7 protein-coding genes are annotated in these 12,854 nt (G+C 69.4%); 4 read left to right on the forward strand and 3 right to left on the reverse strand.

The genetic code is table 11. The annotated features are described in order from the left end of the window. Window positions 1-77: 77 nt before the first annotated feature. The 3 genes from NMN56_RS11855 to eccE all read right to left on the reverse strand — a co-directional run bounded on the left by NMN56_RS11855 (window position 78) and on the right by eccE (window position 5,915). On the reverse strand, window positions 78-3,506 hold the full coding sequence (locus tag NMN56_RS11855; protein WP_274044024.1) for an SCO5717 family growth-regulating ATPase: 3,429 nt from the start codon (window positions 3,504-3,506) through the stop codon (window positions 78-80). Window positions 3,507-3,831: 325 nt separating this feature from the next. After that, entirely contained in the window at window positions 3,832-4,542 is a 711-nt protein-coding gene (locus tag NMN56_RS11860; protein ID WP_274044023.1) for a hypothetical protein, read from the reverse strand. After that, window positions 4,542-5,915, reverse strand: coding sequence for a type VII secretion protein EccE (eccE, locus tag NMN56_RS11865; protein ID WP_274044022.1), 1,374 nt, complete (start codon window positions 5,913-5,915; stop codon window positions 4,542-4,544). Before eccE ends, NMN56_RS11860 begins: the two co-directional genes overlap by 1 nt. A 234-nt stretch (window positions 5,916-6,149) precedes the next feature. Between eccE and eccB the strand changes: the two genes are divergently transcribed. The 4 genes from eccB (at window position 6,150) to NMN56_RS11885 (ending at window position 12,773) form a co-directional block, all read left to right on the forward strand. Next, the gene (eccB, locus tag NMN56_RS11870) at window positions 6,150-7,676 is read left to right on the forward strand and encodes a type VII secretion protein EccB (RefSeq protein ID WP_274044021.1); all 1,527 of its coding nucleotides are present in this window, start codon (window positions 6,150-6,152) and stop codon (window positions 7,674-7,676) included. A gap of 17 nt (window positions 7,677-7,693) precedes the next feature. After that, window positions 7,694-8,995 carry a type VII secretion-associated serine protease mycosin gene (gene mycP, locus NMN56_RS11875; RefSeq protein ID WP_274044020.1) on the forward strand — a complete coding sequence of 434 codons (1,302 nt, stop codon included), beginning with the start codon at window positions 7,694-7,696 and terminating at the stop codon, window positions 8,993-8,995. Between the two features lie 144 nt (window positions 8,996-9,139). After that, window positions 9,140-9,583 (forward strand): DUF2563 family protein, encoded by a 444-nt coding sequence (locus NMN56_RS11880; protein WP_274044019.1) that lies wholly within the window; start codon window positions 9,140-9,142, stop codon window positions 9,581-9,583. Window positions 9,584-11,588: 2,005 nt separating this feature from the next. Beyond that, window positions 11,589-12,773 carry a S8 family serine peptidase gene (locus NMN56_RS11885; protein WP_274044018.1) on the forward strand — a complete coding sequence of 395 codons (1,185 nt, stop codon included), beginning with the start codon at window positions 11,589-11,591 and terminating at the stop codon, window positions 12,771-12,773. Window positions 12,774-12,854: the final 81 nt, after the last annotated feature.

Genomic DNA, 12,854 nt, shown 5'->3' on the forward strand with positions numbered 1-12,854 from the left:
AGCGACGGAAAAGGGGCCGAACGGAGTGTTCCGTTCGGCCCCTTCGCCGTGTGCGGCTCGGCTGCGCCGGCGTGGCTCTACTGCTGCCAGCCGCTGCCCGGTTGGGGCTGCTGGGGGTAGGGCGGGGAGTACGGCTGCTGGGCCTGGTGCGGGCCGGGCGGCGGGCCCGGGGCCTGGCCCTGCTGTGGCTGGCCCGGGACCTGGCCCTGGCCCGGCATGGGCGGGGCGAGCTGGGGTGGCGGGTTGCCGCCGTCCGCCATCCAGAGGCCCTGCTCGCGCTGTGCGCGTGCGAAGTCCTCGGCGACCAGTGCGGACAGGTTGAAGTACGCCTCGCGCGTCTTGGGCCGCATCAGGCTCAGGTCCAGTTCGGCACCGGCGGAGAGATGCTCGTCGAACGGGATCGTCACCACGCCTCTGCACCGCGTCTCGAAGTGCGCGACGATGTCCTCAACCTTGATCATCTTGCCGGTCTCACGGACCCCGGAGATCACCGTGATGCTCCGCTGCACCAGGTCCGAATACCCGTGCGCTGCCAGCCAGTCCAGCGTCGTACTGGCACTGGACGCGCCGTCGACCGACGGGGTGGAGATGATGATCAACTGGTCGGCGAGATCCAGCACTCCGCGCATCGCGGAGTAGAGCAGGCCCGTTCCCGAGTCCGTCAGGATGATCGGGTACTGCTTGCCGAGCACGTCGATGACGCGTCGGTAGTCGTCGTCGTTGAACGTTGTCGAGATCGCCGGGTCGACGTCGTTCGCCAGGATCTCCAAGCCGGACGCCGCCTGCGAGGTGAACCTGCGGATGTCCATGTAGCTGTTGAGATACGGGATCGCGCCGACCAGGTCCCGGATGGTGGCCCCGGTCTCGCGGCGCACCCTGCGGCCCAGGGTGCCCGCGTCCGGGTTGGCGTCGATCGCGATGACCTTGTCCTGGCGCTCCGTGGCGAGCGTGGAGCCCAGCGCCGTGGTGGTCGTGGTCTTGCCGACGCCGCCCTTGAGGCTGATGACCGCTATCCGGTAGCAGGACAGTACGGGCGTACGGATCAGCTCCAGCTTGCGCTGCCGCTCCGCCTCCTCCTTCTTGGCACCGAAGCGGAACCGGCTGGCCTTGTGGGGAGTCTGGGGGCGCGGCTTCTTCTTGCTGTTGATCAGCCGGTCCGAGGACAGCTCGACGGCGGCCGTGTAGCCGAGCGGTGAACCGGACTGGTCCAGCCGACGCGGGTCCACGGCACCGGGGTGGGGCTGGAGCGGTGAGTGCGCCTGCGCGGGGTTTCCGGGCTGGCCCTGTCCGGGCTGCTGCTGGCCGTGTTGGCCTTGGGCGGGCTGTGCCTGTCCGGGGTGAGGCTGTCCGGGTTGAGGCTGGGGCAGCTGGCCTTGCGGGTTCTGCTGACCGCCCTGCGTCGGCTGCCGTACGGGTTGGCCCTGCTCGTTGTGCCGGCCGCCCTGCGAGCCCTGCTGGCCCTGCTGGGGCAGCGGCTGGTGGCCGGGCCCGCCCGGTTGGAAGGCGCCGGGGGACTGCGGCTGTGCGCCCTGCGGCCGGCCGGGCTGTGCCTGCCCCTGCTGCTGTGGCGGGTAGCCGTAACCGGCCTGCGGCGGCTGGCCCTGTGCCGGGACGTGGGGCGCCTGTTGGGGCTGCTGAGGCGCGTACGCCGGAGGCAGTGCGGGCGTACCGGGCTGCTGGCCTGGCTGCCCGTGCTGTGCGGGCGGCACAGGGGGCGTACCACCGGGCGGTACGGGCATGCCCTGCGCGCCCTGGCCCGGCTGCGGCTGCGGCTGGTGCTGTCCTGGCTGAGGCTGGCCCGGCTGCGGATACCCGTACCCGCCCTGGGCGGCGTGCGGGAGCGCGCCCGGAGCCTGCGACTGCGGGGGCTGGTGCGGCTGTTGGGGGTGTTGGGGGTGGTTCGCTTGCTGCGGCGAGGGCGGGGAAGGCGGCTGCTGGGGCGGCGGGGCCTGCCCCTGCGCGGGGGGCTGCTGGGAGCGCCCCGACGTGTCCGGCATTTTCGGCCACGGTGAACCCGCGGGAGGCGGCGTCGCGGCTGCGGGCTGGAAGTCAGGCGGCAGCGGCGGGAGTCCGGGCGCACCTCCGCCGGTGCCGCCACCGCTGTCGGCCGGTGCAGGGGCCCACGGTGCGGCTTCCTGCGGAGCTGCGGGCGTGAGCGGGTGCGGGGGCACGGCGTCCTGGGGCTCGGCGTCGCTGGGTTCGGCGGGCGGGGGAGCGGGCGGTGCGTCCGCGATCCGGCGCTCGCTCGACGGCGCCTCCAGTGCGAAGTCGTAGGAGGCGGGAATCGAGTCCTGCGGCCCCGAGTGCGCGTCGGGGCCCGAGCCGGAGGGCGCGTCGGCGGCGGCCGTGGCCGGGTCTTGCGGCGCGTTGCCGTCGGAAGCAGGGGCGCTGCCCTCAACCGGAGCCGGTGGCAGGGGGCTTGAGGCGCTCCCGGATGGCGTGTCGTTCACCGCGCCTGACGTCTCGTTCACCGCCCCGTTCTTCCGGGCGGTGCCGTCCTGGGGGCCCTCGGGTGTGGCCCCGTTCTCTTCCTGCTCCTGCTCGCGCTCCTTGGTGGCGTACGCGGCGAACTCGCGACGCAGCGCCGCGGCGGAGAAGCGCACGGTGGCGCCGTCTTCGATGTCGCCCGTGTGCTCGGGGGACTCGCCTTCCTCGTCGGCTACGGGGCCACCGACTACGGGGTCACCGGCGGCGGGCTCGTCCGAATCGGGCTCGTCCGCAGTGGGTTCACCCGTACCGGGTTCGTCGGCGACTGCGGCGCCCTCGCCGGCCCAGCCGTCCTCCGCGCCCTCACCCTCACCGTGCTCCGGCACGAGCTGGGCGTCGTCCGCGTGTGCGTCACTCTCCGGCGCCGAGGTCCGGTTCTCCGCTACGGGCGTCGCCTGGGGCGGGTTCGGGGGCGGAGGAGGGAACGACGTAGCGCCGGCGGGCGCGTACCCGGGCTCCTCGGCGAACGCGCCGCGAGCAGCCTCCGTGCCACCTGTAGCTGGGCCACTCGTAGCTGTCTCACCCGTAGCCGTTCCACCCGTAGCTGCCGAGTGGGAAGCGGCGTCACTCGAAGTGGTGTCGTCCCCAGCCGTCTCGCCCGCACCCATGGCCTCGGATGAGGACCCGGAGGGCCGCTCCCTGGCGAACTCTCCGGCGTTGCTGTCGAACTCGCCAGCCTCCGCGGCGCTCTCTTGTCCGGCACCTCCGGGCCACCCGGACTCCGGCTCCCGCGCGTTCTCCCGCTCCCCGAAGGGGACCGGCGAAGGCGAGGCGGACGGTTCGGGTGCGGGGTCGGGGGCGAGCGCTGCGGGCTCGTTCGCGGATGCCTCGGTGGGATCGGGCCCTGGCGTGCTCGCCGGAGGCGGACCGCCCGCGTCCTGCGTATACCAGGCAGGAGGGGTGTAGTCGATGGTGAACTGGCCTGTCGACTCGGTCTCGTGCTCGGCATCGTCCGCATCGAGCCGATCGGAGCCGGGCATGGTCCCGCCGACGCGGATCTCGTCCCGATCGCTGCTCACAATGCCTCCTGCTGTGGTCATTCACCCCGGTTTTGCCGCACGCCAGCCCACGCGCGTCAGTCCAGCCTAATCATCGCAACTCCCGTTACGGCAGGGCGGCCCCGCAGCCTGTGGAGGAAGGAAGTGTGCCCCCTGGACGAACCTTCCAACTCCACCCGTGGGCGGCACAACCGGATGCACGTCCCGAACTTCGGACGTACCCCTCAGCCGTTTCCCCAGCCGCCCCATCAGCCGCTTCCCGGCCCAACCGCCAACCGCCGGTCAGCAGCTGCCATCCGCAACCCGCCGCCCGTGTTCCGCCGCGGATGTCCGCTACGGGACCGGTTCAGTCCAGCCGGCGCGGCGTCCCCAGCAGTCCGGACTCCGCGTCCGTCGGCTGCGTCAGCGCGTACTGCCGGTCGCGTCGCGTGCACCACAGTGTCACGCCGTCGCCCAGTGTGGACAGCGCCTCCACTTCCTGACGCGGCAGCTGCATGAGACGGCCGATCTGCTGGGCCTCGTCAGGAGAGACCCGCTGGACGCCCACGAGGTCCGCGCTGCGCAGCAACCTGGGTGCCACGGGGCTCAGATACGGCAGCAGCGTCAGCACCGACTGCCACGGCATGGCGGCCACACGCCCGCGCGGGGGCCGCATACCGCAGTCCCGTATGACGAGAACGGGACTGCTGACCGTCGGCCCCATGGGAGGCACGCGGCCGACGTCGAAGAGGGAGATGCACTCCTGCCCCGCACCCGCCGCCTGCACCAGGTTCGTCCACACGTGCGCCCTGCCGGTCTCCACCGCCACCCTGGCGCCCGTTCCGGCCAGGCGCAGCGCGAGGACCTGGGCCGTCCAGAGGCCGCCGATCAGCACGGCGTTGTACGCGGAGGGATGGTGGAAGCCCACCACCTGCGGGCGGCCCTCCGCGTCGTTGCCGACCACCACCCCGTCGTCGCCTATGGGCAGCGACAGTGCGGCCAAGTGGTCACCCGGTACGGCGTGTTCCGTACGGCGCGGGCCCGTGATCGCCCGGCCCAGCCTGCTCGCGGTACCCATCAGCGGACACCTCCCAGTGGCAGTGTGGCGAGGGCGCCGGGGAGTTGCTCACGGTCGAGCCGTATGAGCCCCAGCTTGGCCGAACGGGCCGCCCGCTCCAGATGCTTGCGCGCCGCCACCAACTCGTTGTCCGAACGGCCGGTCAGCCGCACATGGCCGCTGACCGTCACAGCGCCGCGCCGCGCTGAGCGGCCGAGCGTCAGGCTGAAGGTGCTGGTGAGCGTGGGAACGGATGTCAGCAGCGCCACCAGCCTCGGCAGCGGGGTCGCCGCGCGGCCCAACTCGGGCCAGCGGCCGACCCCGTACGACGTGTGCCAGCGGTCGTCGCACCGCCAGGCGCGCGCCGACTCGGCCGTACGCCGCGCGGGAGCCGCGTCCGGCCTGCTCGCCCGCGCGGTGGCGGCCGGGCTCACACAGGCCGAGGTCGCCACGGCTGATATCAGCTCTTCCTCGTTGAGCACCGTCGAAACGAACCCGGCGCCCGTCACCCGGCTCGCCAGATGGTCCGCCGCACGCACCAGGCAGCGCTGCGCTCCCTGAAGGCCGCCACCACGTGCCTCGACGGCCTCGGGGCACAGCTCCGGGTCCAGCTTCAGCGCCACCCACGTCAGCCGCAGCGCGGGCGAGCCGGTCTGCTCCTGGAGCGGGCCATAACTGCGCCTCGCCACCGACTGGTCCGGCAGATGCGGCGCAGGAGCGGGCTGTACGTGCTGCACGACCTGGACCGACTCCAGCGCGATGCCGTCCACGTCGAGCGCGTCCTGTACGAGCGCCAGGGGCAGCGCGCGCGAACCGAACGCGGGCCGCAGCGCACTGGGCCCGGCCTCGATACGCACCACGGCGGTCAGGAACGAGCCGTCACCGAGCATCCCTATGGTGCGGCGCTTCTTGTCCAGGTAGGCGTACGTCCTCAGTCCCGGCGCGCACTCCACGAGAGGCAGGAAGCTGGCATCGACCCGCTCCCCCTCGCTGTCCAGCACCATCGCAGGCGTCAGCGGCTCGGCCGCCCCGCGCCTGCGGGCCCGCAGGGCGAGCAGCGTCCCGCCCCAGTCCCGCACGGAGCGCTGGTGCCGGCGCATCAGCGCCAGCACCACGAGCAGCGCGGCGACCACCACGGCCGGCACCAGCATCAGCCGGCCGGCGGCGGCTGCGACCAGCAGGACGGCGCCCGCCAGCTCCAGCAGCACGAGTTGTTGCAGCTGGAACGGGCCGAGCCTGCTCGTCCGCGACTCGGATCGCAGCGTCGTGGAGGCCGGGACCTGCGGGCGCGGTGCGCGTGCCGCGGGTGTGGCGGCTCCCGGGCGCCGGGCCGGGTCGGGCCCAGGGCGCCTCGGGGTGCTCGCGGCACCCCGCGCCCGCGTCGCAGATCCCATCCCTGCTGGCCCCCTCTTTGTCCGAATTCGCCCCATCCGTCTGGGGAGTTGAGCGGGCGATCACGATACCGGAGCGGCGCGACACAATCCCCAACCGGCATAGTAGGTGCCCGGTCCGACAACCGGCAGCGTCTCGCGACGTTCCGAAGCCCGGTGGACGGGGCGCGTTCCGGCAGTGGCACCCGCCGGAAGCTACAGGGGACAGCAGGGACTTCAGGGGAGCGTCTTTCACTCATGGCATCACGGCGCGACGAGCTCAACGCCTATACATTCGCGAAGAAGCGGATGGTCGCGGCATTTCTCCAGCCTTCGCCCACCGGTACCGAAGAGGGCGCTCCCCGGCCCCTGCGCGGCATTCTTCCGGGAATCATCATCGGTGTGGTGATCCTTGCGGGCTTCGGAGCCTGGGGCATGTTCAAACCCAAGGCACCCGACGGATGGGACAAGCCGAAGGAGAAGGTCATCATCGGCTCCGACTCCACCACCCGCTACGTCGTCCTGCGGACCGACGGCAAGACACAGCTCCACCCGGTGCTCAACCTCGCCTCCGCCAAGCTGATCCTCGACCCCGGCAAGTCCGGCGACATCGTCGAGGTTGACGAGAAGGTCCTCGACAGCGGCAAGCTCCCGCACGGACCGACCATCGGCATTCCCTATGCCCCCGACCGGCTGCCCGAGCCGGACGAAGCGGGCAGGAAGAAGCGCTGGGCCGTGTGCGAGCGCCCCAGCGAGGGCCAACGGGCGGTCCAGAAGGGCGCGTTCGTCCTGGGAGACCGCGACCGGAACAAGGTCGAGGGCAAGAACCGGCTGCACGGCGGCGAACTCCTCTTCGTACAAGGCCCCGACGACCGGCTCTACGTGGTGGACAGGAAAGGTCGGCGCTACGCACTCCCTGACGACGAAACACTGCTCCGCATCCTGACGGGCAACCGCAAGCCCCAGCGTGTGTCCCGCCAGTGGCTCGCGACGCTCCACCAGGGCGACAACCTCTCCTTCCCGCAGGTCCCCGGCCGGGTCGGCAGCCCCGCGAACGTGCCAGGTCTCGACACGGAGACCAACAAGATCGGCACCGTGATTCGGGCGCCCGAAGGCAACCACAGGCAGCAGTACCTCGTGCTGAACCGGAGAGTCATGCCGGTCAGCGACTTCGTCGGCCAACTCCTGCTCAGCTCCAAGCAGCTGCTCAGCCTCCAGCAGAGCAAGCCCTATGACGTGAATGCCAGCGCCTTCTCGCCCACCGGCGAGTTCCCGGGAAACCTCAGGTGGCCCGAGGACAAGAGCCATGCCGTCAACTCGGCCAGTACCAAGCCGGGCAGCCGAAACGTCGCCTGCAACGTCCTGCGCAAGGTGAACGGCAAGAACCGGACCACCCTCAGCACCTGGTCGGGCGACGACTTCCCCGAGCAGATCCCGGCCGGCTCCACCAGCGCGTACGTCACCCCTGGCACCGGCCAGCTCTTCCGCCAGGTACAGGGCCGCAGCACCGGCGTGGGCGGCATCTTCCTCGTCACCGACACCGGCCTGCGGTACGCGATGCAGTCCAACAGCGACAGCGAGCGGGACGAGTCGGGCATCGGCGAGGACGGCAAGCGCAAGACCAAGGCGCAGGTGGAACAGGAACAGCAGGAGGGCCAGCTCGCCCAGCGGCGGCTCGGGTACGAAAAGGTCAAGGTCGCTCCCATCCCCGTCGAATGGTCGACCTTCCTGCCCACGGGACCCCGTCTCTCTACGGGCAGCGCGCTGCAGCCGCAGGGCTCCTGAGGGCGGGGGACGACGACATGCAGCGCAACCACCCCCGAGGCCCCGGCGCCACCACACGGCCCCGCACAAGCCGCCTCGCGGCGCTCGCAGCCGCGACCGCCGTCACCGCCTCCACCCTGACGGTCACGACGGCGACGCCGGCCGCCGCGGACGTCAGTACCCAGTGCAGCTTCCCCTCCAAGGCGTACAAGGGCCGCCCCTGGTCCCTCCAGCGCGTACTGCTGAACGAGCTGTGGCGCGACACCGATCAGGGTGAGGGCGTCCGAGTCGCCGTCATCGACACGGGCGTGAGCACGGAGCACAAGCAGCTGAAGGACGCCGTCGACACCAAGTCGGGCAAGAACCTGCTGCCGAAGAAGCGCAAGAAGGACGAGTCCGGCCGCGTACAGCCCCGTGGCAAGGCCAACGGAACGACCGACAGCGTCGGCCACGGTACGAAGGTCGCCGGTATCATCGCCGCGCGCCCGGCCGACGACACCGGGTTCGTCGGCCTCGCGCCCAAGGCGACGATCATCCCGATCCAGCAGAACGACGCCAACGGAAGCGGCACGGCCGACACCCTCGCGGCGGCCATCGACCACGCCGTGAGGGTGCGCGCCGACGTCATTAACATCTCCCAGGACACCGCGCAGGCCCTCAGCCCGAAGTCCTCGCTCGAACGCGCCGTCAACCGCGCCCTGCGCGCCAACGTCGTCGTCGTGGCCTCCGCCGGCAACGACGGCCTAGGCGGCAACGTCAAGGAGACCTACCCCGCCTCGTACCCCGGCGTCCTCGCCGTCGCCTCCTCGGACCGCAACAACGAAAGGGCGCCCTTCTCGCAGTCCGGCGAGTTCGTGGACGTGGCAGCTCCCGGAGTCGACATGATCTCCACCGTCCCCAAGGGCGGCCACTGCGCCGACAACGGCACCAGCTTCTCCGCACCCTACGTAGCGGGCGTTGCTGCCCTTCTACGTGCAAAGCACAACGACGGGGCAAATAAGTGGACACAGAAGAACATCGTCGCCCAGATCGAGCAGACAGCCGAACGCTCCGTCTCAGGCCATGACCGACTGGTCGGCTGGGGCGTCATCGACCCCGTGCGCGCCCTCACCGAGGACGAACACCGCATCAACCGCCCGACAGCGAAGGAAGGCATGGAAAAGGGGCGCAAACCGACGCCCGCCAAACTCCAGTTGGGCGAAACCGAACAGGAGCGGAACGAGAGGCTGGGGACCTACGTCCTTGTAGGCGGCGGCACCCTCCTCGCGGTGGTCATCGGCAGCTCCCTCGTCTACCGCGACTGGCGCCGCCGCCGACAGACCGGTGACAGTGGCGCCTGATAGAAAAGTGTTTGATGCCACAGACATGCACCAATCAACTGCCCCGCGCTGATTTGCAGTTGGGACAGTCGTATGCTGTGGCTACAGTGACTGTGGGCGCACGACGCGCTACGGGCACGGCAACGGGTGGACGGGGAGGTCCTTGTGGGTTGGTCGGTGGAGAAGAACGGCGAGGCCCCGACGAAGAGCGACCTGAAGCGCGGCGCGGGTGAGCTCCAGAAGTTCAAGACCAAGGTCGACGGCATCCTCAGGAACCTTGAGGGCAGCGTCGCGGGCAAGACGGGCGTAGCTGGCCAGACGATCTCCGAGGGCGCCCTCAGCAGCACGGGCTACGAGTTCGCCGAGGCACAGGATCTGTTCAGCACGTACAGGACGGTGCACGCCGAGCTGGAGAGGCTGTCCCAGACGATCGGGGATCAGCTCGAATGCATCGGAATCGCGGTCCATGGCGCGGATGTCGGTTTTGACAACCTTGAAGTGGAACAGCAGCGACGGTTCTGGAAGCTCCAGAGCCGGGTGCGTGACAGGTACGAGGACACGGTCACGGGTGACAAGGGTCGTTCGGACATCAACGACAACAACTACTGACCGCTACAGCATCGAAGGGAGGCGCAGCTATGGGAGGCACGACAGGCGGGTACTGGACGCCAGGGCCTGTAGGGGGCGTTACTGATTCCAAAACGGGCCAGCCGGATGGATCGGGCTACACCCCGCAGGAAATGGACAAGATGGGGGAGCCCAATGTCGCTCCCCAGCTGACGCGTACAGGCGCTCCGTTCGACCAGTACGGCGGAAAGCCGCCTCTGGTTCTGAGCCCGGAGTTCCTGCCGCCGCTCCCCACGACGGACTTCGACACATACCGGCTCAACGACATGGTCGACATGGTCGAGGGCGCCATGCCCCAGCAGTTGGAAGACGTGGGCGACGCACTCTGGACGGCGGCCTCGGAGCTGAAGAAAGCCGGGGACGAACTCACCAAGCACATCGGCGAGGTGGACTGGGACGGCGTCTCTGCGTCCGCTTTCCGCAGCTGGGGCGAAAAGTTGGGCAAGAGCACCCTCCGATTCGGGGACTACGTCGCCACTGTCGGCACGCAGCTGAAGGCCGCGGGAGTCGGCCTGGCAATGGTCAAGTCTTCTGTGACTCCCCTGCGTTATGAAGGGCCCGGCCTGACCATCCAGGACATTCCTTCGCCTGCGCGCGTCAAGGGCAACGCGGCGATGAAGAACCTGGAGTCCAAGAAGCTCAAGGAAGAGAACGCCAAGGCTGAGGCGAACCGCAAAGAAGCGGTTATCCAGATGAACAAGCTCAGCTCCTACTACACCGTTTCGCGCGACAACATGAAGGTGGCGCAGATGCCCACCTTCCCGCCGATGCCGGAGAGTGTGGGGGTGCCGAAGCCAGCGACCTCGGACCTTGAGGAGAATCCTGCGCCGACGGGTGCGGCTGGTGGTGCTGGCGGAAACACGGTCGCTGGTGCCGCACAGGGTGGTTCCGCCACGTCTGGGCATCCGGGGAGCTTGGGCGTCGCCGGTAGCGACTCCGGTTTTACGGACCAAGGCCGTCCGCAAGATCGTTTTGACCCAGGACCCCCTAGCGACGTTTCGTCGATTCCCGACTCGCGAGTGGGTACGGACATCAACAGCACGGCGCCGCCACCTCTCACAATTCCCAACAGTGGGGGGCCGCCTACTGCGACTCCGCCGCCGACCGGAGGCTTGGCAGGACCGCCCCCCATTGGCGGTCCTGGCATGCCTCCGCCCACGTTGATGCCGAAGGCCGGCAAAATCGGAGGAGGCTCGCCAGTTAGGCCCACCGCACCGCCCGTCCAGGGTGGCCTGGGGCGGCCCCGCCCCGGTCCGATGAATCCCGGGCCGATTGGGCGGCCGGGTGGGCCGATGGCTCCCGGGCCGGTGGGAACTGGTCAGACGGGGCCTGGTGGCAGGGCAGTTGGCACGCCAGCTGGGCAGGGCGGTATGGGACGCCCCGGGATGATGGGGCCCGGCATGATGGGCCCGGGCGGTGGCGCGGCAGGTGGGCAAGGCTCGGCCAACGGCGGTGCTCGCGCTGCTCGGCCAGGCGGAATCGTCGGCGGGACACCGAGCCGACCGCAATCGCCGGGGAACTCGTCTGGCATTCCCCGTGGAACTGTTGTGGGGGGCGAGAACTCGGCGACAGGACGTCCCGTGGGGATGGGCGGTGTTCCGGGGGCCATGGGCGCCAATGGCGCCGGGGCATCAGGGCAGGGCGCCTCAGGGCGAAGGGTTGCTTCCAGCCCAGGCGGTGTCGTGGGTTCGCCCAGAGGCGGGGAATCCGCGCAGGGCCGCACGAGGCGGGACTTCACGCCTGGAGGAACGGGCCTTGTCCGCGGTGGCGCCCAGGGCGCGGGGACGAGCGGTTCCAGGGGAAACACGGGGTCGCGAGAGCGGTCCCGCGACGAGAGGCAAAGGCCGGACTATCTCGTCGAAGGCGAAGAAGCAGGGCCGGCAGGGCGGCGCGGGGTTGTCCCGCCAGTAGTCGAGTAGACCAGGTGGGAGCAGCGGACATGGCAGGGATGAGCCGTCGGGGGCGACGGAGCGGGCAGCGTGGCCTGATGGCTGTGCTGGCCGGTGTCGGTGCGTGGACCGTCTGTCTTTCGGCGCTGACTCCTTCAGCTGTGGCCCAGGATGCCCAGTCGCAGCAGTGGTATTTGAAGGCTATGCAGGCCGAGAAGATGTGGGAGGTCAGTACAGGTAAGGGTGTCAAGGTCGCCGTTGTTGACTCGGGTATTGATTCCTCGACGCCTTCCCTGAAGGGGCAAGTCCTGCCCGGCAAAGATGTATCCCGGCTCCCTGGGAGTACGGAGACCGACAAGACGGGCCACGGAACCACCATGGCCGAACTCATCGCTGGCACTGGGAAGTCGGGGTCGCTGAAGGGCTTGGCACCGGATGCGAAGATCATCCCGATCCGCGTCTCCTTGAAAGGGACTGACGGTAAGACCAGTTGGGACCCCATTATCGCAGGCGTTCGAGCCGCAGCGGATACCGATGCTCAGATTATCAGCATGTCCATCGGTAACGTTGCTCCTGACCCCCACCTTTTGGACGCAGTCAAGTACGCGGCTAAGAAGGGCAAACTACTCCTGGCGTCTGCGGGTAACGATGGCGCCAAGCGCAACGAACCGAACTACCCCGCTGGCTATGCCTATGCGGCGGGGGTTGCTGCTACCGACGAATCAGGGAAGGTCGCGGACTTTTCCAACACCGCGAGTCGCCCTGACATGGCAGCCCCGGGCGTCAACATTCCCAGCTGGTGCACCGAGACGAGGGAGGACTATTGCAGTGGGCGGAATGGCACTAGTGCTGCTGCCGCCCTCGCCTCGGCCTCCGCGGCTCTCCTCTGGTCCAAGCATCCCGACTGGACCGCCAACCAGGTTCTTCGGGTTCTGTTGAAGACGGCAGGGCTGCAGGGGAAAAATGTCAAGCCCAGCAAGTACATCGGCTATGGCTCGGTCCGCCCCCGTATCAATCTCCTGGAAGGCGAGGGCGATCCGGGTGATCCCGAGATCAGTCCTCTCACGAACAAGAAGCTTGGTCCTCCCGCGAAGAAGTCTTCCGATTCCTCCGAGTCCGGGAATGCTGACGGTGCCCCGGACAAGGTGAAGGTGGCGGATTCCGCGTCCGATGACGACGAGGGCAGCGCTGTGCTGCCTGTGATCGGTGTGGGGGCGGGCGTAGTTGTCCTCGCGGGCGGTGGCTTCGCGTTCGCTCGTATGAGGCGGAAGAGCGGGACGTGAGAGGGGGCGCGGGTGCAGCAGGTGGGGGAGCACTGCCATGGCGGTGTTCTGGGAATGTGGCTGCATGCGTGCGTGAACGGG

The sequence above is a fragment of the Streptomyces iconiensis genome, from assembly GCF_028657195.3.
Taxonomy (GTDB): domain Bacteria; phylum Actinomycetota; class Actinomycetes; order Streptomycetales; family Streptomycetaceae; genus Streptomyces; species Streptomyces iconiensis.

Bases quoted from the DNA above. Each gene is read 5' to 3' on its own strand.
- NMN56_RS11860 (WP_274044023.1), bottom strand. From the start codon at position 4,542: ATGGGTACCGCGAGCAGGCTGGGCCGGGCGATCACGGGCCCGCGCCGT.
- eccE (WP_274044022.1), bottom strand. From the start codon at position 5,915: ATGGGATCTGCGACGCGGGCGCGGGGTGCCGCGAGCACCCCGAGGCGC.
- eccB (WP_274044021.1), top strand. From the start codon at position 6,150: ATGGCATCACGGCGCGACGAGCTCAACGCCTATACATTCGCGAAGAAG.
- mycP (WP_274044020.1), top strand. From the start codon at position 7,694: ATGCAGCGCAACCACCCCCGAGGCCCCGGCGCCACCACACGGCCCCGC.
- NMN56_RS11885 (WP_274044018.1), top strand. From the start codon at position 11,589: ATGGCTGTGCTGGCCGGTGTCGGTGCGTGGACCGTCTGTCTTTCGGCG.